The 24,084-nt window shown below is 69.9% G+C and carries 17 protein-coding genes; 12 read left to right on the forward strand and 5 right to left on the reverse strand.

What is annotated here, in order from left to right; all coding sequences use genetic code 11:
* Positions 1-149: 149 nt before the first annotated feature.
* On the forward strand, positions 150-773 hold the full coding sequence (locus ACFW0G_RS39610; RefSeq protein ID WP_378330667.1) for a DUF1345 domain-containing protein: 624 nt from the start codon (positions 150-152) through the stop codon (positions 771-773).
* On the opposite strand, the gene ACFW0G_RS39615 is transcribed toward ACFW0G_RS39610, so the two are convergent.
* Positions 760-1,857, reverse strand: a complete 1,098-nt coding sequence (locus tag ACFW0G_RS39615; RefSeq protein WP_378330668.1) for a DnaJ domain-containing protein — start codon at positions 1,855-1,857, stop codon at positions 760-762. The two genes, ACFW0G_RS39610 and ACFW0G_RS39615, sit on opposite strands and share 14 nt — an antisense overlap.
* Before the next feature lie 101 nt (positions 1,858-1,958).
* Entirely contained in the window at positions 1,959-3,185 is a 1,227-nt protein-coding gene (locus ACFW0G_RS39620) for an ROK family protein (protein WP_378330669.1), read from the reverse strand.
* A gap of 84 nt (positions 3,186-3,269) precedes the next feature.
* Between ACFW0G_RS39620 and ACFW0G_RS39625 the strand changes: the two genes are divergently transcribed.
* The 3 genes from ACFW0G_RS39625 to ACFW0G_RS39635 are packed head-to-tail and all read left to right on the forward strand — an operon-like array spanning position 3,270 to position 8,580.
* Positions 3,270-4,730 (forward strand): APC family permease, encoded by a 1,461-nt coding sequence (locus ACFW0G_RS39625; protein ID WP_378330670.1) that lies wholly within the window; start codon positions 3,270-3,272, stop codon positions 4,728-4,730.
* Positions 4,727-7,669 carry a beta-mannosidase gene (locus ACFW0G_RS39630; protein WP_378330671.1) on the forward strand — a complete coding sequence of 981 codons (2,943 nt, stop codon included), beginning with the start codon at positions 4,727-4,729 and terminating at the stop codon, positions 7,667-7,669. Before ACFW0G_RS39625 ends, ACFW0G_RS39630 begins: the two co-directional genes overlap by 4 nt.
* Positions 7,666-8,580: an ROK family protein gene (locus ACFW0G_RS39635; RefSeq protein WP_378330672.1), complete on the forward strand. Its 915-nt coding sequence runs from the start codon at positions 7,666-7,668 to the stop codon at positions 8,578-8,580. Before ACFW0G_RS39630 ends, ACFW0G_RS39635 begins: the two co-directional genes overlap by 4 nt.
* A 488-nt stretch (positions 8,581-9,068) precedes the next feature.
* Here the strand turns inward: ACFW0G_RS39635 and ACFW0G_RS39640 are convergent, their stop codons facing one another.
* Positions 9,069-10,067, reverse strand: coding sequence for a LacI family DNA-binding transcriptional regulator (locus tag ACFW0G_RS39640; RefSeq protein ID WP_378330673.1), 999 nt, complete (start codon positions 10,065-10,067; stop codon positions 9,069-9,071).
* Positions 10,068-10,149: 82 nt separating this feature from the next.
* On the opposite strand from ACFW0G_RS39640, the gene rhaI reads away from it, so the two are divergent.
* The 7 genes from rhaI to ACFW0G_RS39675 all read left to right on the forward strand — a co-directional run bounded on the left by rhaI (position 10,150) and on the right by ACFW0G_RS39675 (position 22,017).
* Complete coding sequence (gene rhaI, locus ACFW0G_RS39645) at positions 10,150-11,319, forward strand: L-rhamnose isomerase (protein ID WP_378330674.1); 1,170 nt, start codon at positions 10,150-10,152, stop codon at positions 11,317-11,319.
* On the forward strand, positions 11,316-13,343 hold the full coding sequence (locus ACFW0G_RS39650) for a bifunctional aldolase/short-chain dehydrogenase (protein WP_378330675.1): 2,028 nt from the start codon (positions 11,316-11,318) through the stop codon (positions 13,341-13,343). Before rhaI ends, ACFW0G_RS39650 begins: the two co-directional genes overlap by 4 nt.
* 10 nt (positions 13,344-13,353) lie before the next feature.
* On the forward strand, positions 13,354-14,700 hold the full coding sequence (locus tag ACFW0G_RS39655; protein ID WP_378330676.1) for a rhamnulokinase family protein: 1,347 nt from the start codon (positions 13,354-13,356) through the stop codon (positions 14,698-14,700).
* Positions 14,701-14,868: 168 nt separating this feature from the next.
* A complete protein-coding gene (locus tag ACFW0G_RS39660; protein ID WP_378330677.1) occupies positions 14,869-16,170 on the forward strand; it encodes an MFS transporter in 1,302 nt (433 codons plus the stop codon).
* A gap of 11 nt (positions 16,171-16,181) precedes the next feature.
* Complete coding sequence (locus tag ACFW0G_RS39665) at positions 16,182-18,977, forward strand: family 78 glycoside hydrolase catalytic domain (protein WP_378330678.1); 2,796 nt, start codon at positions 16,182-16,184, stop codon at positions 18,975-18,977.
* 50 nt (positions 18,978-19,027) lie between these two features.
* Positions 19,028-20,686, forward strand: a complete 1,659-nt coding sequence (locus ACFW0G_RS39670) for a peptide-N4-asparagine amidase (protein ID WP_378330679.1) — start codon at positions 19,028-19,030, stop codon at positions 20,684-20,686.
* A gap of 56 nt (positions 20,687-20,742) precedes the next feature.
* Positions 20,743-22,017 carry a cytochrome P450 gene (locus ACFW0G_RS39675; RefSeq protein WP_378330680.1) on the forward strand — a complete coding sequence of 425 codons (1,275 nt, stop codon included), beginning with the start codon at positions 20,743-20,745 and terminating at the stop codon, positions 22,015-22,017.
* Positions 22,018-22,026: 9 nt separating this feature from the next.
* Here ACFW0G_RS39675 and ACFW0G_RS39680 read toward each other — a convergent pair whose 3' ends face one another.
* Together ACFW0G_RS39680 and ACFW0G_RS39685 are read right to left on the reverse strand one after the other, a co-directional pair.
* Complete coding sequence (locus ACFW0G_RS39680) at positions 22,027-22,653, reverse strand: alpha-ketoglutarate-dependent dioxygenase AlkB family protein (RefSeq protein ID WP_378330681.1); 627 nt, start codon at positions 22,651-22,653, stop codon at positions 22,027-22,029.
* Between the two features lie 51 nt (positions 22,654-22,704).
* Positions 22,705-23,445 (reverse strand): SDR family oxidoreductase, encoded by a 741-nt coding sequence (locus ACFW0G_RS39685; RefSeq protein WP_378330682.1) that lies wholly within the window; start codon positions 23,443-23,445, stop codon positions 22,705-22,707.
* Positions 23,446-23,471: 26 nt separating this feature from the next.
* Between ACFW0G_RS39685 and ACFW0G_RS39690 the strand changes: the two genes are divergently transcribed.
* Positions 23,472-24,074, forward strand: a complete 603-nt coding sequence (locus tag ACFW0G_RS39690) for a TetR/AcrR family transcriptional regulator (protein WP_378330683.1) — start codon at positions 23,472-23,474, stop codon at positions 24,072-24,074.
* The last annotated feature ends 10 nt before the right edge of the window (positions 24,075-24,084 follow it).

The raw sequence follows: 24,084 nt of genomic DNA on the forward strand, positions 1-24,084 counted from the left end.
CCGAGTGTTGAGTGTTCTTCCGTTATGGGGTCGTAGACTGCGTTCAGTGAGTTGAAGGCCCCCTTCACGACGTTCGAGAGGCGTTCGCGACGTGCAGGACCCGGCTGCTTCGACAGGCGGGAGGTCCGGAGCGTGGCTACTCTCCGAGCGTGCTCCGCAAGATTTCGCGCCTGGTCTCCAGGTTCATCGAGGGTTCGCTCGTCATCCTGGGCATCGTCATCGCGGTCGTGAACGACGAACTGCTCTACCTCGCGCTGTGGGATCTGCTCGCCGTCGTCTACCTGGCGATCCGCGTCGGCCATCTCCGCGCGGGCAAACGGCAGGCCGGGGAGCCCAGCGAATGGCTCAAGGATCTGCCCGACCGCCGCAGCGCCCTGCTGTTCACGTTGTTCGCCAGTTTCACCGGCGTCGGCGCGGCGCTGACGATCGTGGTCGGCGGGGACACCGCCGAGGAGGCCACGGCGGCGAAGGTCTTCGCCGTGCCCGCGGTGCTGCTCGCCTGGGCGATCCTGCACTTCGGCTACGCGGAACGGTACGCGCGCGACTACTACGCCGCCCTGCCCGAGCGGATCCTGGACTTCCCGGGCACGGAACGCCCTGCCTACCCGGACTTCGTCTACTTCTCGTTCACCCTCGGCACTTCCTTCGCCGTCTCGGACGTCGAAACGCTGACCACGAAGGTGCGGCGGCGGGTGCTCGCGCACACCGTGCTCGCGTTCCTCTACAACACCGCGACGCTTGGCGTCGCGGTCGGCGTCATCACCGGGAAGTAGTCGCGCCGGTCACCTGGGCACGCACCGCGCGCAGCGCCTCATGGTCCACAGTGGACGGTTCGGCCGACAGCCAGGCGCCGATCTCGTGCAGGAACGCCTCCGGCGTCATCGGCGGGGAGGGGAGGTCACCGGGGTCCTCGGTGGTCAGCTCGCCGGAGCGGCTCGGATAGACCACCATCGCGCCGCGCAGGGTGATCCCCGGCAGGAGGTCGCGGTAGGCGGCGAGGCTTTCGGCGAGCCTGCTGCCGCCGCCGAGGAAGGTCCGGCCGTTGCGCAGCAGCCGTCCGTCGTCGTCGGTCTCGTAGTGCCCCGGCAGCCACGTCTTCGACTCGATCAGCACCAGCCGTTTCCCGCACAGCACGGCGTGGTCGACGTCGGCGAACACCGATCCCGGCCACGCGAGACCGTGGAAGATCCGCGCGCCGGGCAGCCGGGTGAAGTACCGCGCGAGCAGGTCGGCGGTGAGCCGCTGGGCGAGTTCGTCCGGTTCGCCGCCCGGCGTGCCGAACACCAGCCGCCCGCCGAACTCCTCGGCGTACGCCTCCCGCGCGCGGGACACCCGCAGGTAGCCGCGGGCGAGGTGACCGATGAGCACCGCGGTGCCCGCGGTCAGCAGCAGCCACACGATCAGCATCGGCGCCGAGAACTCGACCCCCGTCAGCAGGGGGAGCAGGACCAGCACCATCCCGCCCACCGCGAGGACCACCGGCGTGTGTCCCGGCCCGCGACGGCGGCCGTGCCGGACACGGGCGTCCTGACCGGCGAAATCCCACCAGTCCAGCTCTTCCGGGGCGAGATCGGGGGTTTCCGGGACAAACCCGGGCTCCTCGCCGAACCGGCGTCGCGGCCGGGGCCGCGCGGGAACGCGGATCGTGCGCGCCACGGCGGCGCCCGCGTCGTACCCGGCGCGCAGGGCGGGGTCACTCAGCGTGTCGTAGGCCTCCCGGAGCATCCGGAACGTGCCGACCGTGCCGCCCGCGTCGGGGTGCATCGTCTTGGCCAGCCTGCGGTAGGCGCTCTTGATCTCCGTGGGCGACGCCGTCCTGCCCACGCCGAGCACGTCGTAGTAGTCGACCTCGGGCACGTTTCGGGTTCACCTCCGGGTGGCAGCCGCGAAAACCCTATGGGGTCACCGAAACCGGGCGCCAACCGCCTCCTCGGCACGCCGGGGTGAAATCTCCCGTGCTACGCCCCGCGCGCGGCGCGGCGTTGTTCGCGCCGGTCGAAGACGAGGTCGCGCGCGGTGTCCAGCGCGGTCGCGATCGCCCCGGCCAGCACGGCGTCCTCGCCGAGCTGACCCGCCACGATGTCCGGGGCGAACGGCGTCGTCGCGGCGAGCGCCTCGCGCATCGGCCCGGCGAGCAGATCGGCGTTGCCGCCGATGCCGCCGCCGAGCACGATCAGCCCGGGATCGAGCACCGCCGTCACCGAGGCGACGACGTAGGCCAGCTTGACCGCCTCCTGCTCGACCACCTCCAGCGCGGCCGGGTTCCTGGCGCGGGCGAGCGCGAAGACGTCCTTCGCGCTGCGAGCCTTGGCGAGACCGCGTGCCTGCGCCGCGGCGACGACGGCGTGCCCGGCCGCGGCGTCCTCCATCGGGCCGGGCCGCCGCGCTCGTGCCGTGGAATCCTGACCGTAGGGCAGGTCGGCGATCTCGCCCGCCGCGCCGTTCGCGCCGCGGAACAGCTTGCCGCCGATCAGCACGCCGAGGCCGAGGCCGGTGCCGACGGTGAGGCACACCAGGACGTCCACGCCCAGTGCCGCGCCGAGCGCGTGCTCGCCGACCGCGGCGAGGTTGGCGTCGTTCTCCACCACCAGATCCGGCCCGAGCGCGGATTCCAGTTCGCGCAGCAGCCCCTTGCGTTCCCACCCGGGCAGGTTCGGCGCGCGGTGGACGGTGCCGGTGCGCGGGTCGGGGATGCCCGGGGTACCGACGACCGTCGACACGACGTCGGCGGGGGAGAGCCCGGCTTCGGCCACCGCCTTGGCCGCGCTGTCGCGGACGGTCCTGATCAGCGCCCCCGCCGAACGGCAGCGGTTGGGCTCGTCCAGCCGGGCGACGATGCTGCCCTCCAGATCGGCCACCGCGATCCGGATCGAGCGCCTGCCGATATCGACGCCGACGACGTGCCCGGCGTCCGGCGCGGCCTGGTAGACCACCGCGGCCCGGCCGGGGCCCGGCACGCTGTGCCCCGCCGCGCGCACCAGCCCGTGCTGTTCGAGATCGAGCAGCGCCTGCCCGACCGTGGGTTTCGACAGACCGGTGTCCCCGGCGATCCGCGGTCGTGTCGCCGCGCCCTGTTTGCGAAGTCTTTCCAGCACCAGGCGCTGGTTCAGCTCGCGCATCCCGGCCGGCGTCCCCACCTGCGGCCCCTTGTCGGCCACGTCAGTCCCGCCCCTCGTCTCTCGCATTGCCGCAACTTTACGAAGTGAGGTCTTCCTCACCCGCATGATTTATGTTAAGAAACTTTACTAACTATCGGACGGAGGCACGACGTGAGTTCACCCACCCGGCCGGGGGACCCCGGGACGGCGGCACCACCGCCGCCCGCCGGCCTCGAGCGCAGGATCGGCCCGCTGCAGGCCACGGCCATCAACATGACACAGATGTGCGGGATCGGCCCGTTCGTCACGATTCCGCTGGTCGTGTCGGCGCTGGGTGGTCCGCAGGCGATGTTCGGCTGGATCGTCGGCGCGATCATCGCGCTGGCCGACGGCCTGATCTGGGCCGAGCTCGGCGCGGCGATGCCCGGCGCCGGCGGCACCTACATCTACCTGCGTGAGGCGTTCCAGTACCGGACCGGCCGGATGATGCCGTTCCTGTTCGTGTGGAGCGCGGTGCTGTTCATCCCGCTGATCATGTCCTCGGGCATCATCGGCCTCGTCCAGTACCTGGGCTACCTGTTCCCGGCGGTGGTCGAGGGCAACGGGGTGTCGCCGCTCGGCAAGATCGTCGGCATCGCGATCGTGCTCGTCATCGTCCTCGCGCTGTTCCGCAAGATCGGCCAGATCGGCAAGCTGACCACGGTGCTGTTCGTGGTCATGCTGTTCGCCGCGCTGGCCGTCATCGTGGCCGCGTTCTCGCACTTCGACGCCGGCCAGGCGTTCGCGTTCACCCCCGGCGCGTTCAGCTTCCCGAGCGGCGCGTTCTGGGCCGGTCTCGCCTCCGGCCTGCTGACCGCGGTGTACGACTACCTCGGCTACAACACCGCCGCCTACCTCGGCGGCGAGGTCCGCGCGCCGGGTAAGACACTGCCGCGCGCGATCGTGTTCTCGATCCTCGGCATCATGAGCCTCTACTTCCTGCTCCAGGTCGGCGTACTCGGCTCGATCCCGTTGGAAGAGCTGAAGAGCGCGACGTCGGTCGCGTCCACGGTGCTGGAACAGGCGTGGGGCTCGGGTGTCGCCAAGACGCTCACGATCCTCATCGTCGTCGCCGCGATCGGCTCGGTGTTCGCCGGGCTGCTCGGCGGTTCACGGGTGCCGTACGAAGCGGCGCGGGACAAGGTGTTCCTGCGTGCCTTCGGCAAACTGCACCCCAAGCTGCACATGCCGACGCTCGGCGTGATCACCATGGGCTTCCTGACAGCGCTGTTCTCGCTGTTCTCCCTCTCCGAGGTGATCAACGCGGCGCTGGCCTGCCTGATCCTGCTCCAGTCGCTTTCGCAGGTAGCCGCGATCGTCGTGCTGCGGCGCAGGCAACCGGGGCTGAAACGGCCGTACCGGCAATGGCTGTACCCCGTCCCGACGATCGTCGCCGCCATCGGCTGGCTCTACATCTTCGTCTTCTCCAACGATTCGTTCAGCAAGTACCTCGCCATCGGCTGGGTCGTGTTCGGCCTGCTGATCTTCCTGGTCTGGGCCAGGGCGGAGAAGACGTGGCCGTTCGGCCCCAAGGAGATCCGCGAAACGTTCCTCACCGCCGGTGTCACCGAGAACAAGGGAACCGAAGCATGACAAGGACATTCAAGGCACGGGTCGCGGCCTGCGCCGCGCTGATCCTGGTGCCGGGGGTGCTGTCCGTGGCCGCTCCGGCGTCCGCCGACACCTCCGGCAAGGATCAGGGCGACGCCGTCGCCGCGGTCAGGCAACAGCCTGCCAAGATCGGCACCGAAGGCTGGCAGGTGCTCACCACGGCGAGCGTCAAGGACGGCGGGGACAAGGTCTCCACGCCCGGCTACGCGACCCAGGGCTGGCTGCCGGTGAAACCCGATGACGAAGGCGCGCCCGGCACCGAGATCAACGCGCTGGTACAAAACGGCAAGTGCCCGGATGTGTTCTACGCGGACAACATGCGTAAATGCTTCGGGTACATCGACAAGCTCGGCCCCGTCACCACGGCACCGTTCAAGGATCCGTGGTGGTACCGCACCGACTTCACGCCCGCGTTCAAGCAGGGGCAGAACGCGAAGCTGACCATCCCTGGCATCGTCGGTGAGGGCGACGTCTGGGTCAACGGCACGCAGGTGGCGGGCAAGGACCTTGTCAGCGGTGCCTTCGCCGGGCACACCTTCGACATCACGAAGCTGCTGCGGCAGGGCAAGAACACCTTGGCGGTCAAGGTGTACCCGAACGACCCGAAGACGATGTACACCGTCGACACGGTCGACTGGGGCCAGCTGCCGCCGGACAACAACACCGGCATCCAGTTCGCTCCCCAGTTGCAGATCTCCGACGCGCTCACCGGTGACAACGCCCACGTCGTCCAGGCGAACGCCGCCGACATGAGCAGTTCGTCGCTGACGGTGAAGGTCGACGTCACCAACAACTCGCCTGCCGCGCAGACTGGTGACGTGTCCGCGACCGTCACGCCGCCCGCCGGTGGGGGAGCGCCGATCGTCGTCAAGCAGACCGTGAAGGTGCCGGCGAACTCGAAGCAGACCGTGACGTTCACTCCGGCGAAGTTCGGCGCGCTGAAGATCAGCAAACCGAAGCTGTGGTGGCCTTACTCGATGGGGGAACAGCCCCTGTACGGACTGTCCACTTCGGTCTCCCAGGACGGCGTGGTCTCGACGTCGTCGCAGAGCACCTTCGGTATCCGCACGGTGAATTCGCGGTTGGTCGGCAAGTCCCCGCAACTGCCGCAGGGCGCGCGTCAGTTCGGGATCAACGGCAAGGACTTCGTGTTCCGCGGTGGCGGGTACGCGCCGGACCTGTTCCTGCGTTACGACAAGGCCGACGCGGCGCACCAGATCGCGCTGATCAAGAACCTCGGCCTCAACGGCATCCGGCTCGAAGGCCACGACATGCCGCAGGACTTCTACGACCAGGCCGACCGCGCCGGGCTGCTGATCATCGGCGGGTTCCTGTGCTGTGACGCGTGGCAGCCGGAGGACGCGGCGAAGCTGACCGACCGCGACTACCGGATCATGCACGATTCGGCTTACACGATCGGGCAGATGGAACGGAACCACCCCAGCGTCTTCAACTACGGCTGGAGCGACAACGAACCGGTGCCGCGCCAGGAAAGCGAGACGCTGAAGGCGTTCAAGGAGTCGGACTTCGACGTCCCGCTGGTGGCGTCCGCGGAATACAAGAGCACGCCGACGCTCGGGGTGTCCGGGGAGAAGGAAGGACCGTACGACTGGGTCCCGCCGACCTACTGGTACTCCACGAACTACTCGAAGAAGGACAAGAGCCGCACCAACGCCGGTGGCGCGTGGGGTTTCGCCAGCGAGCAGAGCGCCGGGCACACGGTGCCCACTTTGGACTCGTTGAAGCGGTTCCTCTCGCCCGAGGAACAACGGAAACTGTGGACCGATCCGGAATACAACCAGTACCACGCCAACTTCGAATCCGGGCACGGCGGCTACGCCTTCGGCACTCTGTACACTTTGGACAAGTCGATCACCGAGCGGTACGGCAAGTGGGACTCGCTCGAGTCGTACGTGAAGCTCGCCCAGCTGGCGAACTACGAGAACACCCGCTCGCAGTTCGAGTCGTTCCTGCACCACTCGACGGACAAGAAGAACCCGGCGACCGGTGTCGTGTACTGGCAGCTGAACAAGGGCTGGCCGACGCTGCTCTGGTCGCTGTACAACAACGACGGTGACCAGGCCGGTTCGTTCTACGGCGCCAAGAAGGCGAACAAGCCGCTGCACGCGCTGTACGGCTACGACACCGGCACGGTGACCGTGGACAACCTGGGCACGGGCCACCAGGGCGGCGTTTCGGTGCAGGCCAAGGTGTACGACACCGCGGGCAAGGTGCTCGACGACCAGACCGCGGACGGGATCTCGCTGGGCAGCCAGGCCGTGAAGACCGGCGTCCTCAAGCCGAAGGTCCCCGCCGAGACCAAGCCACCGGCGAAGGCGCAGACGTACTTCGTGGAGCTGCAGGTCAAGCAGGGCGGGAAGGTCGTCGACCGGAACGTGTACTGGATGTCCACCCAGAAGGACGTGGTGGACTGGGCCAAGACCCTCGAAGGCCCGAACGACGCGCAGCCGCAGGCGACGATGAGCCAGTACGCCAACCTGCAGGCGTTGCAGGACCTGCCGAAGTCGCAGGTGAGCGCGAAGGCCGTGACGAAGGCCGCGCCGGGCCCGAACGGGGACGACACCGTCACCACGGTCACCGTCACCAACACGTCGAAGACCCCGGCGGTCGGGTTCTTCCTGCGGGCCGACGTGCGCCGCGGGACGGCGGACGGGCACGAGGCGTCCGGCGACAACCAGCTGGCGCGGGCGACGTGGGACGACAACGACATCACGTTGTGGCCGGGCCAGTCGCAGACGCTGACGGTGACCTACAAGGCGGCCGATCTCAAGGGCGCGGTGCCGGTGGTCAGCGTCGACGGGTTCAACACAGGCCGGATCGTGGTCGGCGCGGGCGGTTCCGGCCATCATGACGAACAGGGCGCGGCGCTGGCGCCGCGGATCGAGGGGACCAGGGAGTGACAGGCGCGGACTTGATTCTCGGGATCGACTTCGGCGGCACGAAAGTGGCGCTGGGGCTTGCCGACCGGGACGGGACCCTGCTGGCCACGCGCCGGCTGGACACCGACGCGGAGGCGGGGGCCGATCAGGTGGTGACGCGCGCGCTCGCCGGGGCGAAGAGCCTGCTGGCCGACGAGGGCGCGACGGACCGGATCACCGCGATCGGTGTCGTCAGCCCGGGAATCGTGCTGCCGGAGGAGATCCTGCTCGCGCCGAACGTGCCGGGCTGGGAACGGCTGCACCTGCGTGAGCTGGTGGCCGCCGAGTTCACCGGGGTGCCGATCGCGGTCGGCACGGACGCGAAGGCGGCGGCGCTGGCGGAGTGGAAGTGGGGAGCGCTGGCCGGGGCCGACCCGGCCGTGTTCCTCTCGCTGGGGACCGGGATCGCCGCGGCGGTACTGGTCGGCGGCCGGTTGCTGACCGGCGCCAACGGGGCTGCGGGCGAGATCGGGTACAACCTGCTCTCGCCGCAGGACACCGAGGGTTTCGCCGGCGGAGCGGCGCCGCTGGAGGAAGCCGTCGGTGGACGCGGGCTGGGCGGCCGGGCGAGCATCCTGCTCGGCCGTCCGGTCACCGCGGGCGAGCTGTTCGGGCTGGCCAGGGAGAACACGGAGGCCAAGGAACTGGTGACGGCGGCACTGGACGAGCTGTCCATGCACGTCGCCAACCTGGCCATCGCGCTCGACCCGCAGCGGATCGCGGTCGGCGGCGGCCTGGTCCGCTCGGCGGATCTGCTGCTGCCCGCCCTGCGCGACCGCCTCACCCACGCCGCGCCGTTCCCGCCGGAACTGGTGGCCGCCCGGTTCGACCAGGACGCGGCGCTGCTGGGCGCCGTCGCCCTCGCCCTCGGCGATTCCGCGCAGAGCGGCTGAGACGCCTGGGTGACGTGCCGTGCCCCGACCCGGCACGTCATCCGGGAACCAGCCCGGGCCACCGCCCACGCGCCGGATGTCCTTCGTGGAGTGTGGTGCCGTGAAGGGGTCCTTACCGGCGCTGAGCGCTGTGAAGGGGTCCTTCACGGCGCTCGGCGGGTCTGGGAAGGTGTGGCTTTTGGGGTGTGTGTGGGGCTCGTCGTGGCGGCGGGGGCTTCGTGCGGTGGCCTCGCCTGTCGCGAACGGAGCGTTCGCGACATGGGCATGGCGACCTCTTCTGGTGGGCCGGTGTCCTGAACGACGCGTTCGGGACGCTCAACGTCTCCAACGGAGCGCTCGCGACATCGCGGTGGCGGACTGGCGCACCCCGCCGGGTGCTGAAGGACGCATTCAGTGCGTTGGCCGTGCTGAAGGGCGCCTTCAGCGCATCGAGTGCACCGAAGGCGTCCTTCAGCACATCGGAACCCGCGCACCCACCGCCGGCGTGCTCAGAGGCGGATGCGGGTGGATTCGCGGACGACCAGTTCCGGGGCGAAGACCACGCCCTGGTGCTCCACCGACGCGCCGTCGGAGGTCTCCGCGAGCAGTAGTTCGGCGGCGGTGCGTCCCAGGCGGCGCGCGGGCTGCCGCACCGACGTCAGCGGCACCGCCGCCGCTCCGGCGAACTCGATGTCGTCGTAGCCGACGATCGCCATCTCTCCGGGGACCTTGACCCCGGCCCCGACCATCGCCTGGAGCACCCCCAGCGCCAGGAGGTCGTTGGCGCAGAACACCGCCGTCGGCCGGGGGCTCATCCCGAGCAGCCGCGCCCCGGCGTCCCGGCCGGAGGCGAAGTCCAGGCCGGATGCCTCCAGCACCGACAGGGAAACCGAAGCACCGTCCAAAGCGGACCGGAGTCCGGCCTCCCGGTCCCGGCACTGGGCCAGAAACGTCGGTCCGTTGACGAACGCGATCCGCCGATGTCCGGTTTCGGCGAGGTGACGTCCCGCCAGGGCGCCGCCCGCGACGTCGTCGACCGACACCGAGCTGGCCTCGTCGGCGGGCACCTTGCGGTCCACCAACACGTAGGGGATTCCACTGCGCCGGAAGGCCTGCAATGCCTCGCCGGAGGTGTCGACCGGGCTCAGCAGGACACCGCGGACGCGTTGTTCCGCGAGCATCGCGAGGTAGGAGGCCTCCAGCTCGGTCCGCTGGCCGCTGTTGCACGTGATGATGTTGAGCCCGTGGGCATGCGCGGCCTCCTCGGCCCCGCGTGCCACGTCGACGAAGAACGGGTTGCCCAGGTCCAGCACCACCAGCGCCATGATGCGGCTGCGCCCGGCGCGCAGCTGCCGCGCCGATTCGTCGCGGACGTAGCCCAGTTCCTCGATGACCGAGAGCACCCGGTTGCGGGTGGCCGCCGAGACGACCTCGGGCCGATTGACCACATTGGACACCGTGCCGATCGAGACGCCCGCGCGTTTCGCGACATCCTTGATTCCGACCATCTGGCCCCTTGCTCTGGAGGAGAGCGCGAGCCTACCATGCGAGTGAAACGTTTCAAAACACGAAGACCGGGGTGAGCGGACCATGGTGGTACCGGCGACGGTGGTGAAGGAACGGCTACGGGGACAACGGATCGAGACCCCTTCGTGGGCGTACGGCAACTCGGGCACGCGGTTCAAGGTGTTCACACAGCCCGGCGTGCCGCGGACCGTGGAGGAGAAGATCGACGACGCCGCCCAGGTGCACGCCTTCACCGGGGTCGCGCCGACCGTGGCACTGCACATCCCGTGGGACCGCGCCGACGACTACGGCAGGCTCGCGAAATACGCCGAGTCCGCCGGAATCCGCCTCGGCACCGTCAACGCGAACGTGTTCCAGGACGACGACTACAAACTCGGCAGTGTCGCGAACCCGGACCGGGTGATCCGGCGGAAGGCGCTCGACCACCTGCTCGACTGCGTCGACATCATGGACCGGACGGGCTCGCGCGATCTCAAGCTCTGGGTCGCCGACGGCACCAACTATCCGGGCCAGGACGATATCCGCACGCGTCAGGACCGCCTCGCCGAGGCGCTCGCCGCGGTCTACGAACGGCTCGGCGCGCATCAGCGGCTCCTGCTGGAATACAAGCTGTTCGAGCCCGCCTTCTACACCACCGACGTCCCCGACTGGGGCACCGCGTACGCGCACTGCCTGCGGCTCGGCGACCGCGCGCAGGTCTGCGTCGACACCGGGCACCACGCGCCGGGCACCAACATCGAGTTCATCGTCGCGGTGCTGCTGCGCGACGGCAAGCTCGGCGCGTTCGACTTCAACTCCCGTTTCTACGCCGACGACGATCTCATGGTCGGGGCCGCCGACCCGTTCCAGCTGTTCCGGATCATGGCCGAGGTGGCCCGCGGCGGCGGGCTCGACCCGGAGACCGGCGTCGCCTTCATGCTCGACCAGTGCCACAATATCGAGGCCAAGATCCCCGCCCAGATCCGCTCGGTGTGCAATGTCCAGGAGGCCACCGCCAAGGCGCTGCTGATCGACCGCGACGCGCTCACCGCCGCGCAGTACTCGGGTGACGTGCTCGCCGCGCACGACGTGTTCATGGACGCCTACCACACCGACGTCCGGCCGATGCTCGCCGAACTGCGGTCGGAGCAGGGCCTCGACCCGGATCCGGTGGCGGCCTACCGGCGGTCCGGGTACGGCGAGCGCATCGCCGCGAACCGCGTCGGCGGGAACCAGGCGGGGTGGGGCGCGTGACACCGAGGCCTGTCGAAGAACTGCTCGCCCGCTCGCACCGGCTCGGCGCCGACCCGGCCAACACGAACTACGCCGGAGGCAACACCTCGGCGAAGGGGTCCGCGGTCGACCCGGTGACCGCGCGACCCGTGGAATTGTTGTGGGTCAAGGGATCCGGGGGAGATCTCGGGACGCTCACCGAGGCCGGGCTGGCGGTGCTGCGGCTGGACCGGCTGCGCGCGCTGCCGGACGTCTATCCTGGCGTCGAGCGTGAGGACGAAATGGTCGCCGCGTTCGACTACTGCTTACATGGCAAGGGTGGCGCGGCGCCGTCGATCGACACCGCGATGCACGCGCTCGTCGACGCGCCGCACGTCGATCACCTGCATCCGGACTCCGGGATCGCGCTCGCCACCGCCGCTGACGGCGAGAAGCTCACCGAACAGTGCTTCGGCGATCGCGTCGTCTGGGTGCCCTGGCGGCGGCCGGGTTTCCAGCTGGGCCTGGACATCGCCCGCGTCAAGGCCGGGAATCCGCAGGTGATCGGCTGTGTCCTCGGCGGCCACGGCATCACCGCCTGGGGCGAAACCAGCGACGAGGCCGAGGCCCGCTCGCTCGAAATCATCCGCACCGCCGCGGAATTCCTGGCGGAGCACGGAAAACCGGAGCCGTTCGGGCCGGAACTCGACGGCTACGGCGCGCTCCCGGAGGCTGAACGCCGGGGACGTGCCGCCGAGCTCGCCCCGGTCCTGCGCGGGCTCGCGTCCACCGACCGGCGGCAGATCGGGTACTTCGCCGACACCGAGCCGATCCTCGATTTCCTTGCCCGCTCGGAACATCCGCGCCTGGCCGCGCTCGGCACGTCGTGCCCCGACCACTTCCTGCGCACTAAAGTCCGCCCGCTCGTCCTCGATCTGCCGCCCACCGCGCCACTGGACGAGGCGATCACGCGGTTGAAGGAGCTGCACGAGCGTTATCGCGAGGACTACCGCGCCTACTACGAGCGCTACGCCGAGGCGGACTCGCCGCCGATGCGAGGCGCCGATCCGGCGATCGTGCTGGTGCCCGGCGTCGGGATGTTCTCCTTCGGCGCCGACGCGCAGACGGCGCGGGTCGCGGGGGAGTTCTACCTCAACGCGATCAACGTCATGCGTGGCGCGGAAGCGGTGTCGACGTACGCGCCGATCGACGAGCGCGAGAAGTTCCGCATCGAGTACTGGGCGCTGGAGGAGGCCAAACTTCGCCGCCGTCCCGCCCCGAAACCGCTGACCGGCCGGGTCGCGCTGGTCACCGGCGCCGGTTCGGGCATCGGCAAGGCGATCGCCCGGCGGCTCGCGGCCGAAGGCGCCTGCGTCGTCGTCGCCGATCTCGACGCCGAGGCCGCGAGCAGTGTCGCGGAAGAGCTGGGCACAGCCATCGCGGTCACCACGGACGTCACCGACGAGGATCAAGTCAGGAACGCGTTCGCGGCGGCGGCCTTGGCTTTCGGCGGCGTCGACCTGGTGGTGAACAACGCGGGGCTGTCCATCTCGAAACCGTTGCTCGAAACGTCCGCAAAGGACTGGGACGTCCAGCACGACGTGATGGCGCGCGGGTCGTTCCTCGTCGCCAGGGAAGCGGCCAGGACGATGGTCGCCCAGGGCATCGGCGGCGATCTCGTCTACGTCGTCAGCAAGAACTCGGTGTTCGCCGGGCCCAACAATGTCGCCTATGGGGCTGCCAAAGCGGATCAAGCCCATCAGGTGCGGCTGCTGGCCGCGGAACTGGGGGAGCACGGCATCCGCGTCAACGGCGTCAACCCGGACGGCGTCGTGCGCGGATCCGGGATCTTCGCCGGCGGCTGGGGCGCGCAACGTGCGGCGGTGTACGGCGTCGAGGAGTCCGAACTGGGCGCGTTCTACGCCCAGCGCACGATCCTCAAACGCGAGGTGCTGCCCGAGCATGTCGCGAACGCCGTGTTCGTGCTGGTGGGCAAGGAACTGTCGCACACCACCGGGCTGCACGTGCCGGTGGACGCCGGGGTCGCGGCGGCGTTTCTACGATGACGGTCCTGCGATGAGGTTCGCGGCGGTCGATCTCGGCGCGTCCAGCGGCAGGGTGATGGTCGGCGACCTGACGCGGGGGCTGGGACCGACCGAGGCGCACCGGTTCCCGAATCGCCCGGTCGAGGTCCGCGGAACACTGCACTGGGACATCCTGGCGCTGTACCGGGAGGTCCTCGAAGGGCTGCGTGCGGCGGAGCCCGTCGACGCGATCGGGATCGATTCCTGGGCGGTCGACTACGGCCTGCTCGACGACGACGGCGTGCTGCTCGGCAATCCGGTGCACTATCGCGATCGCCGGACCGAGCACGTCGCCGGCGCGGTGCTGGCGAAGGTGCCGGACCTCTACGCCGCCACCGGGATCCAGTTCCTGCCGTTCAACACGGTGTTCCAGCTCGCCGCGGACCGCCGTGCCGCCGAGGCGGCGCGGATCGTGCTCATCCCGGATCTGCTGACCTACTGGCTGACCGGCGAGCTGGGCACCGAGCGGACCAACGCGTCCACCACCGCGCTACTGGATCCGCGCACCGGGAACTGGGCGGCCGCGGTGGCGGAGCGGGCGGAGATCGACGTCGGCAAGTTCCCGCCCTTGCGGTCGCCCGGCGACCGGGCGGGGACGACGAGGGAGGAACTCGGCTCGACACCGGTGTACGCCGTGGGGTCCCATGACACGGCATCGGCGGTCGCGGCGGTCCCGGCGGTCACGGACCGGTTCGGCTACATCTCTTCCGGCACCTGGTCGCTGGTCGGCGTCGAGCTGGCCGCGCCGGTGCTCACCGAGGAAAGCCGGAAAGCCAACTTCACCAACGAACTCGGTGTCGACGGCACCGTCCGGTACCTGCGGAACGTGACCGGTCTGTGGTTGCTGCAGGAATGCCAGCGGGTCTGGGGAATCGCCGAGGTCGAACCGTTGCTGGAGGCGGCTTCACGGCTGCGCAGAAAGTCCATTGTGGACGTCGATGATCCGCGTTTCCTGCCGCCGGGCGATATGCCGGGCCGGATCGCGGCGACCTGCCGGGAGACCGGGCAGCCGGTGCCCCGCGACCCGCCGGAGTTCACCCGGTGTGTGCTCGACAGCCTCGCCGAGGCCTACCGCCGCGCACTGGCCGACGCGGTTCGCTTGTCCGGCAAGGACATCGACGTCGTTCACGTCGTCGGTGGCGGCGCCCGCAACGCCCTGCTGTGTCAGCTGACGGCGGACGTGTGTGGCCTGCCGGTGCTCGCCGGTCCGGTGGAGGCGACGGCGCTGGGCAACGTGCTCGTCCAGGCCCGCGCGCACGGCGCCGTCGAGGGTGATCTGGCCACGATGCGTGCCCGGATCGCGCGAGTCCGGCCGCCACGGCGGTACGAGCCGCGATGATGTGACGGTGTCTTCGGCGCCGTTCGCTTCCTGCTTCCCGGGAGAGGTTTCATCGTTACCTGGGTACACCTTGTCCGCTGCGAAAACAGTGGTTACTCTCGTGCGCACCGGACGATTGATACGTTTCAAAAATGATCAGGCCTAGCTCAACGGCGACTAGGAGATCCCATGACTTCCCCCGAAGCAGTCGGCGTCACTCCGGCCCCTGACGGCGAGGTGGTCAGCCGCAGGCACTGGAACTGGACCGTCCTGGCCGGGATGGCGTCCTATCTGGACGCCGGGTCGATCGTCGCGCTCGGCGCGGGGCTGGCGTTGTTCCAGGCGTATCTCGGACTGTCCGCCGGCGCGGTGGGCGCGCTGGCGGCGATCGGGCCGAACGCGCTGGGCTGCGCGGTGGGCGCGCTGATCGGTGGCAGGCTGGGCGACAAGCTCGGCCGTAAGCGGATCTACAAGTACGACCTGCTGGTCTACGCGGCGGGCATTCTGTGCATCGCGCTGTCGGTCAACGCGCCCATGCTCTTCATCGGCACGTTCGTGGTCGGCGTCGCCGTCGGCGCCGACGTCCCGACGTCGCTGGCACTGGTCGGCGAGTTCTCCCCGGCGAAGGCGCGGGGCAAACTGCTGGGGCTCACCCAGGTGGCGTGGAGCGTGGGGCCGATCGTGGTGCTGCTGCTCGCGCTCGCGCTGTCCTCGCTCGGCCTGCTGGGCATCCGGATCGTGTTCGCGCATCTGCTCGTGGTCGCGCTGGTGACCTGGGCGCTGCGCCGCAACCTGGCCGAGTCCGCGCGCTGGCGGACGGCGGCGGAGATGTCCACTTCGGACAGCGCCGTGCGGCACCGGCTGCGGAGCCTGTTCACCGGCGCCCACCTCAAGGCGCTCGTCTGGACCGCGACGATCTACCTGTTCTGGAACCTCGCCGCGGGTACCGCCGGGATCTTCACCCCGTACATCATCAAGACGCTCAACGCCGGGACGCAGGCGGCGAGCGTGGCGCTGTCGTGTTCCAGCTTCGTGGTCACCGCGATCGTCACCGCCGCCGGGTTCATGCGGTTCGCGGATCGCGGCTACCGCGCGCGCCGCGTGATGTGGGCGGCTGGCGCGGTCACCGAGTTCGTCGCTTTCGTGCTGTACCTGGTGTTCCCGTTCACCGTGCCGGTGATCATCGCGAACATGGTGATGTTCGCGGTCGGCGGCGCGCTCGCCGGCGAGGCCTTCTACAAGGTGTTCAGCCAGGAGCTGTTCCCGACGATGCTGCGTGGCACGGCGCAGGGCATCACCTTCGGGGTGGCTCGCGCCATCCTCGGCGTCTGGAGCTTCTTCGTGCCGGTGCTCGCCGAGGCGGGGATCGGCCCGGTCGCCGCGCTGCTCGCGCTGTTCCTGCTGATCAGCGGGCTGGTCGGCTACCTGTTCATGCCCGACACCTCCGGCAAGTCGCTGGAGCAGATCGAAACCGAACGCGCCCTCGCGTAAAGGAGAATCCCTTGCTCGTCACCCGAGTCCGCTTCGAACACCACGAGGACGCGCTGGGCGTCGGCACCGCGGCACCGCGGCTGTCCTGGCAGGTGCGTACCGACGACCCCGGATGGGCCCAGACCGCCTACGAGGTCGAACTGTGCCGATGCGTTCTCGGCGGTAAAGAGTGCCTCGAATCGAACGGTCACACCGTGGTACGGGTGGACTCGGCCGAACAGGTCCTCGTAGCCTGGCCGTTCGCCCCGCTGGCGTCCCGGACCCGCGCCGCCGTCCGGATCCGGGTCGCCGCGGGTGAGCGGTGGAGCGAGTGGAGCGCACCGTCCACAGTGGAAACCGGACTGCTCGCCGGGGATGACTGGTCGGCGCGGTTCGTCGCCCCCGCCAGGATCGGCGGAATCGGGGAACGCGCGCCGATACTGGGCCGGACCTTCACCCCGCGCGGTGCGGTCGCGTCCGCGCGGCTCTACGTCACCGCGCACGGGGTCTATTCGGTCACCCTGAACGGCGTCCGTGTCGGGGACGAGGTGCTGGCGCCGGGGTGGACGAGCTATCCGCACCGGCTCCGGTATCAGACTCACGACGTCACTGCGGCGCTGAAACCCGGCGAGAACACGCTGGAAGCGTTGCTGGGCAACGGATGGTACCGGGGACGGCTCGGCTGGACCGGGAACCGCGGCGTCTACGGTGACCGCGTCGCGCTGCTCGCCCAGCTGGAGGTCACCTACGAGGATGGGGCGAGCGAGGTGATCGGCACCGACGAGCGGTGGATCGCGCGGGAGAGCGGCGTCCTCGACAACGATCTCTACGACGGGCAGCACACCGATCTCCGGACGCATCGGTCCGTTGTGGACGGAGTGGAGGTCGTCGAGGCTGATCTGTCCACTTTGGTCTCTCCGGACGGGCCGCCGGTGCGGGTCACCGAGGTGGTTCCCGCGGTGTCGGTCTCGACGTCGCCGTCGGGCCGGACGCTCGTCGACTTCGGCCAGAACCTCGTCGGCTGGGTCCGGCTGAAAGCGGGGAAAACCGTTGCGGGACAGGAGATCGTCGTGCGGCACGCCGAGGTGCTCGAACACGGCGAACTCGGTGTGCGGCCGCTGCGCGGCGCGAAGGCCACCGACACCTACGTGCTCGCGGACGCCGATGACGTGGTGCTCGAACCCAGCCTGACGTTCCACGGGTTTCGCTACGCCGAGGTCACGGGCGTCCCGGAGCTGGCGCCCGCCGATGTCGAGGCCGTCGTGATCGGCAGCGATCTGCGGCGCACCGGCTGGTTCGGCTGCTCGGACCCGACGCTGGAACGCTTCCACGAGAACGTCGTCTGGAGCATGCGCGGCAACTTCCTCGACCTGCCCACCGACTGCCCGCAGCGGGACGAACGGCTGGGCTGGACCGGCGACATCCAGGTGTTCGCGCCGACCGCGAGCTTCCTCTACGACACCGCCGGGTTCCTCGGTTCGTGGCTCGCCGACCTCGCGGCCGAGCAGCACGAGGACGGTTCGGTGCCGTTCGTGATCCCGGACGTGCTGTCGGACGTGCTGTCCATCGAAACCCCGGCCGCCACCGCCTGGGGCGACGCGGCGACGATCGTGCCGTGGGTGCTGTACCGGCATTACGGGGACGTCGAGATCCTGGCCCGGCAGTTCGCGAGCATGCGGGCGTGGGTGGACCGGATCACCGCGGTGAGCACCGACGGCCTCTGGGTGGGCGGGTTCCAGTTCGGCGACTGGCTCGACCCGTCGGCGCCACCGGACGATCCCTTCGCGGCGAAGGCGGACCCCGACGTCGTCGCCACGGCGTACCTGGCGAGGTCGGCGCAGATCGTCGCGGACACCGCCGAACTCCTCGGCAAGACCGAAGAGGCGAAGGACTACGGCGCGCTGGCCGAGCGGACCCGTGCCGCGTTCGCGAACGAGTACGTCACGGCGGCGGGCCGGGTGCTGAGCGACGCGCAGACGGTGTACGCGCTGGCACTGGAGTTCGCGCTCCTGCCGACGGCCGGGCAACGGCGGAAGGCGGGGGAGCGGCTCGCGGATCTGGTGCGGGGCAACGGTTTCCGGATCGGCACCGGGTTCGTCGGCACTCCGCTCATCGCCGACGCGCTCACCTCGGCAGGCTTCCCGGACCTGGCCTACCGCCTGCTGCTCGAACGGGGCTGCCCGTCGTGGTTGTACCCGGTCACGATGGGCGCCACCACGATCTGGGAACGCTGGGACAGCATGCTGCCCGACGGCACGATCAACCCCGGCCAGATGACCTCGTTCAACCACTACGCGCTGGGCGCGGTGGCCGACTGGATGCACCGCACGGTGGCCGGGCTCGCGCCCGGCGCTCCCGGGTACCGCGAGATCGTCGTGCGGCCGGTGCCGGACGCGGCGCTGGCGCACGCCTGGGCACGGCACGAAACACCCTACGGCGAGGCGTACGCGGGCTGGCACCGCGCGGACGGGAAGTTCGTCCTCGACGTCGAGATTCCGCCGGGAACGACGGCGACGGTGCATTCGCCCGCCGGTGAACGGATCGCGGTGGGACCCGGGAGGCACACGTGGGCCTGGGCGGACCCGTGCGTGCCGGGCGAGCGTGCGGTCAAGACGGTTCGCGACGTGATCGACGCGTCCGAGCTGTGGGCCGAGGTCGTCGACGTCTTGGTCGAGCACGGGCTGGGCACCGACGCCGCCGACATCGCCCGCCGTTCCGCGCCCTACCTGGACGCCGAGCCCGCCGAACTGCCGGTCTTCCTGGCGCGCAAGGACATCGGCGGCAAGGGAAGTCAGGCGAAGGCGATCCTGGCGGAGCTGCTGGGCTGAACGGGTAACGATCACCGTTCGTCGGACCGTGTTCTGGCTAGGCTTCGCGCGTGAAGAGATTCGCGGTCCTGCTCGCCGCCCTCCTGCTGCTGTTCGCCCCGACGGTCGCGTCGGCGGATCCCGTGCTGGAAGGGGACACGGACAATCCGGTCACCCCGGCGCCCGCGGTCACCCGGCCGGACACCGCGCACTGCACCGTGACACTGGCCGAGAAGTTCCGGTCCAACGCGCCGGACGGCTCGCAGCGCTTCTACGAAGGCACGCTCGCGCCACCGAAGGAGTGCGCGGGCCCGTGGTCGAAGGTCGTGCTCGACCAGACGGTCACGGTCAGCGGGCGGCAGTACGACCGGATCGGCGATCTCTCGATCGGCGGTACCGAGGTCTGGTGGGGTACCACAGAGGAGCCGAGCGGGGAGGGCAGGCGGCCCATCACCTACCACTTCGACAAGGACCTGACAGCCTACAGTTCGCTGCTGCGCACGCCGCAGCCGTTCCGCGGCGGGATCGGGAACTACACCTCGGCGGTCTACACCGGGGTGTACGAGCAGACCGTGACGATCACCTACTACCGGGCCGACGGCGCGCACCCGGCGCCCGCGGTGCCCGACCGCGTCGCGGGCTTCGGCCACGCCGACGCGAATGTCGGCGCGGGTACGGTCCACTTCACCGCGAAGGACCTGCCGCGCAACATCACCCGCGCCTACCTCGAGGTGACGCTGGAAGGCGGTGCCTGCGACGAGCAGTGGTTCAGTGCCGTCCCGGACGAGGTCGTCGCGAAGTACCCGAAGGCGGGACTGTGCGGGCACGGTCCGTTCCGTGAAGCCAACGCGTCGCTCGACGGCGCGCCGATCGGCGGCGTGCACACCTTCCCGCACATCTACTCCGGCGGCGTCGTGCCGACGCTGTGGCGGCCGATCGTGGCGATCGACACGTTCAGCCTGCACGCCGAGACGTTCGACATCACGCCGTTCGCCGGGCGGCTCGTCGACGGTGGCAGCCACGACCTGTCGTTCACCGTGCCGGACATCGGTGGTAGCTGGAGCATCGTGCCGACGCTGTTCCTGTACACCGATCAGCACGCCGAACGGACGTCCGGGGCGCTGACGCAGGACGACGTCGCCCCGGTGGCGGACAAGACGACCGTGGTGAAGGACACCGCTGACGGCGTCAATGCCACTGTGACCGCGAAGCGCCACGACGTCACGGCCGGGTACCTGGACACCTCCGCCGGGCGCGTCTTCACCCGCGTCGAACGGACTCGCGACTACCGCAACAGCGACGACATCACCCGGAACGCGAACGCCCAGCACCTGGTCCAGGCCGACCACGGGCAGCAGACCTCGGTGTCCCGGGTGGACGGGCGGGTGATCGCGGCCGACCGGCATTCCTGGTCCTATCCGCTGACCGTGGACGCTTCGCCGCTCACCCTGACCGACGACCAGAACTTCGAACTCGGCGGCACGGTGGACATGACGAAACAGCTGACCGACGAGACGGGTGACGGGAGTCACTGGCGCCCGAAGTCGTCGTCGCGGGAATGGCTGTGGTCCACCGGGACGCTGACCAGGACGAACGGCGTCACGACCGGGTCGGACGGCAGCTCGCGGACCCTCTACACCGGACCGGACGACCGGGGACGGCCCTACTTCCACTACGTCGCGAGCAAACACGGGCTGATCACCGCGGACCACGAGATCGGCGGACGCTGAAGCCCTGGTGAGCGGGCCTCGTAGGCCGTACGGGCTAGTGGGGTAGTGTCGGGTCCATGGGGAGTCTCCGCACGCGTGTCCTCGGCTGGGTGGGGCGTCGTTACCTTGCGCGCCAACAGAAGAAGGGCTTCGACCTGTCGAAGATGGCCTTCCTGCCCGACGCGGCGCTGATGCCGTTGAAGCGGGAGGGCCTCGATCCGCTGCCCGAGCTCGGCGCCAAGCGGGCAGAGGCGCCGATCAGCAAGCTCGACCTGCCGTTCGGGATGAACGCCTGGCTGGTGACCGGGTACGAGGAGGCGAAGGCCGTCCTCGGCAAGGCGAACGGTTTCAGCAGCGACTTCACCAACCTCGTCGGGAACGCCGGGGTGACCGAGGACCAGAACCCCGGTGGCCTCGGCTTCGCGGATCCGCCGGTGCACACGCGGCTGCGGAAGCTGCTCACGCCGGAGTTCACCATGCGGCGGCTGTCCCGGCTGACCCCGCGCATCGACGAGATCATCGCCGAGCAGCTCGACGCGATGGACGCCGCCGAGGGCCCGGTCGACCTGTGGACGTCGTTCGCGCTGCCGATCCCGTCGCTGACCATCTGCGAGCTGCTCGGGGTGTCCTATGAGGACAGGGCGGATTTCCAGCGGCTGAGCACGGCCCGGTTCGACCTGTTCGGCGGAGCCGGGGCCTCGCTCGGTGCGATGTCGGAGTCGCTGACCTACCTGCTCGAGATCGTCAAGAAGCAGCGGGAGCAGCCGGGCGACGGCCTGCTCGGCATGCTGATCAAGGAGCACGGCGACGAGATCGACGACCGCGAGCTGGCCGGGCTCGCCGACGGCGTGCTGACCGGCGGCCTGGAGACGACCGCCAGCATGCTCGCGCTCGGCGCGCTGGTGCTGCTGCGCGACGAGGGCGCGATGGCCGCGGTGCGCGGGGACGACGACGCGGTGCACCGGTTCGTCGAGGAGCTGCTGCGCTACCTCACGGTGGTGCAGATGGCTTTCCCGCGGTTCGCCAAGGAGGACATGGAGATCGGCGGTGTCTCCGTCAGCGAGGGCGACATCGTGATCGTGTCGCTGTCCGGTGCCAACCGCGACGCCGCGCTCGGTGACGGCATGGAGAGTTTCGACGCGGCCCGTGACCCGTCCTCGCACCTCGCGTTCGGCTACGGCATCCACCGGTGTGTCGGCGCCGAACTGGGCCGGATGGAGCTGCGGGCCGCGTATCCCGCGCTGATCCGCCGGTTCCCGAACCTGCGCCTCGCAGTGGAACCGGACGAACTCGCGTTCCGGAAGGTGTCGATCGTCTACGGCCTCGACGCGCTCCCGGTGCTGGTGGACTGACCGGCCGGGCTACCGCACGCCGCGCGGCCGGAACTGGACGCTGATGCGCGGCCCGGCCGTTTTCGCGGTCTTCGGGATGGCGTGTTCCCAGGTGCGCTGGCACGAGCCGCCCATCACGATCAGATCGCCGTGCCCGAGCGCGTACCGGTGCGTTTCGCCGCCACCGCGGGGCCGCAGCGCGAGCTGCCGCGGCGCGCCGACCGACACGATCGCGACCATGGTGTCCTCGGTACGGCCGCGACCGAGGTCGTCCCCGTGCCAGGCGACGCTGTCCCGGCCGTCGCGGTAGTAGCAGAGCCCTGCGGTGCGGAACGGTTCACCGAGTTCGTCCGCGTAGTGCGCGGACAGCGCGTCCCTCGCCTCGGCCAGGATCGGGTGGGGGAGCGGCGCCTGTTCGCCGTAGAAGCACAGCAGACGCGGCACTGCCACGACGCGGTCGTACATCCGGCGTCGTTCCGCCTGCCACGGCACGTCCTCGGCCAGCCGGTCGAAGAGCTGCTCGGCACCGGTCAGCCAGCCGGGCAGCACGTCGATCCACGCGCCGCGGCCGAGCGTGGTGCGGCGTGCGGGGGCCAGCGGCCCGAGGGTGATCGGGCCGGGCTCGTCGAACAGTGACGTCTGGAGCGGGTGAGCCATGGCCTCACTGTAACCGACGAATCGAATGTATGTTCGATCGGCGCGGGTTGCTCAGCCCTGGCGGGTAGGCCGGATGGTCAGGTCCCCGATTTCGACGTCGTCGGGCTGGTCGATCGCGAACGCGATCGCCCGCGCCACCGCCGCGGGCTCGATACCGAATTCGGCCATGTTCTTCCTCACTTGCTCGCGCACGGCCGGATCATCGACGGCGTTGTCGACGAGTTCGGTGCGGACGTAGCCCGGGGAGATCGACGTCGTCCGCGGGACGCCGTCGGTGCTCTCCTGGCGCAGGCCCTCCAGGAGCGTGCGGACCGCGTTCTTCGTCCCGGCGTAGACCGCCTGGGTGGGGACGATCTTCAGCCCGGCGGTCGAGACGACGGTGACGAGGTGACCGCTGCCCTGGCGGCGGAACACCGGCAGGGCAGCGGCGATCCCGTGCAGGATCCCCTTGACGTTCACGTCGACCATCGCCGACCAGCCTTCGACGTCCAGGTCGGCGACGGGGCCGATCCGGCCGATCCCGGCGTTGCCCACCAAGACGTCCAGGCGGCCGAAGCGCTCGACGGCGAGGGTGACGAGCGACCGCAGGTCGGCCGGCTCGGTGACGTCCACGCGCGTGGCGGCCGCCTCTCCGCCGGTGGCTTCGATCTCGCCGACGAGCCGGTCCAGCCGCTCGGTGCGGCGGGCGCCGAGGATGACGGCGGCGCCGAGCGAGGCGAGGTGGCGGGCTGTCGCTTCGCCGATTCCGCTGCTGGCGCCGGTGATGGCGACGACCTTGCCGTGGATGGTCATGAAGTGCCTCCGGTTAGAATGGACACATGTCCGGTTACCCCGACCAGCTTAGCGGACACGTGTCCGATTCCGTCGAGAGCAGTGGGACGCGACGTGCCGACGCGCAGCGCAACCGTGAACGGATCCTGCGCGCGGCACGCGATCTCGTGCGTGAGCCGGGAGAGCTGAAGCTCAACGCGGTCGCGAAGGCCTGCGGCATCGGGCAGGGCACGCTGTACCGGCACTTCCCGACCCGTGAAGACCTGCTCGCCGAGGTGTACCGCGGCGAGGTGGAAGAGCTGGTCGCCGCGGCTCCGCGGCTGCTGGACGCGCACCGGCCGCTGGACGCGCTGGCGGCGTGGTTCGACCGGGTGGCCGCCTACGCCCGGGTCAAACGCGACGTGTTCGCCGCCGTCGAGGCATCGACCTGGCGTGACCTGGCCGCGCACAGCCTCGGCCCGATCGGGGAAGCGGTGGAACTGCTGCTGGCGGCGGGCCGCTCGGACGGCAGTGTCCGCGCCGACGCCGAAGCCCGCGACGTCATCGTGCTCATCAGCTGGCTGTCGCGGCTGGACGACGCCGAACTCGACGCGCGAGGGCCGCGGTTGCTGTCGATCCTCGTCGACGGTCTCCGCGCATCTCGCCACTGATGCGAAGTTT

It is taken from the genome of Amycolatopsis sp. NPDC058986, from assembly GCF_042741125.1.
In the GTDB taxonomy this organism is placed as follows: Bacteria; Actinomycetota; Actinomycetes; order Mycobacteriales; family Pseudonocardiaceae; genus Amycolatopsis.

Excerpts from the sequence above, each read along its gene's own strand:
- ACFW0G_RS39620 (WP_378330669.1), bottom strand. The coding sequence starts at position 3,185 with ATGCGAGAGACGAGGGGCGGGACTGACGTGGCCGACAAGGGGCCGCAG.
- ACFW0G_RS39630 (WP_378330671.1), top strand. The coding sequence starts at position 4,727 with ATGACAAGGACATTCAAGGCACGGGTCGCGGCCTGCGCCGCGCTGATC.
- ACFW0G_RS39640 (WP_378330673.1), bottom strand. The coding sequence starts at position 10,067 with ATGGTCGGAATCAAGGATGTCGCGAAACGCGCGGGCGTCTCGATCGGC.
- rhaI (WP_378330674.1), top strand. The coding sequence starts at position 10,150 with ATGGTGGTACCGGCGACGGTGGTGAAGGAACGGCTACGGGGACAACGG.
- ACFW0G_RS39655 (WP_378330676.1), top strand. The coding sequence starts at position 13,354 with ATGAGGTTCGCGGCGGTCGATCTCGGCGCGTCCAGCGGCAGGGTGATG.
- ACFW0G_RS39660 (WP_378330677.1), top strand. The coding sequence starts at position 14,869 with ATGACTTCCCCCGAAGCAGTCGGCGTCACTCCGGCCCCTGACGGCGAG.
- ACFW0G_RS39675 (WP_378330680.1), top strand. The coding sequence starts at position 20,743 with ATGGGGAGTCTCCGCACGCGTGTCCTCGGCTGGGTGGGGCGTCGTTAC.
- ACFW0G_RS39680 (WP_378330681.1), bottom strand. The coding sequence starts at position 22,653 with ATGGCTCACCCGCTCCAGACGTCACTGTTCGACGAGCCCGGCCCGATC.
- ACFW0G_RS39685 (WP_378330682.1), bottom strand. The coding sequence starts at position 23,445 with ATGACCATCCACGGCAAGGTCGTCGCCATCACCGGCGCCAGCAGCGGA.
- ACFW0G_RS39690 (WP_378330683.1), top strand. The coding sequence starts at position 23,472 with ATGTCCGGTTACCCCGACCAGCTTAGCGGACACGTGTCCGATTCCGTC.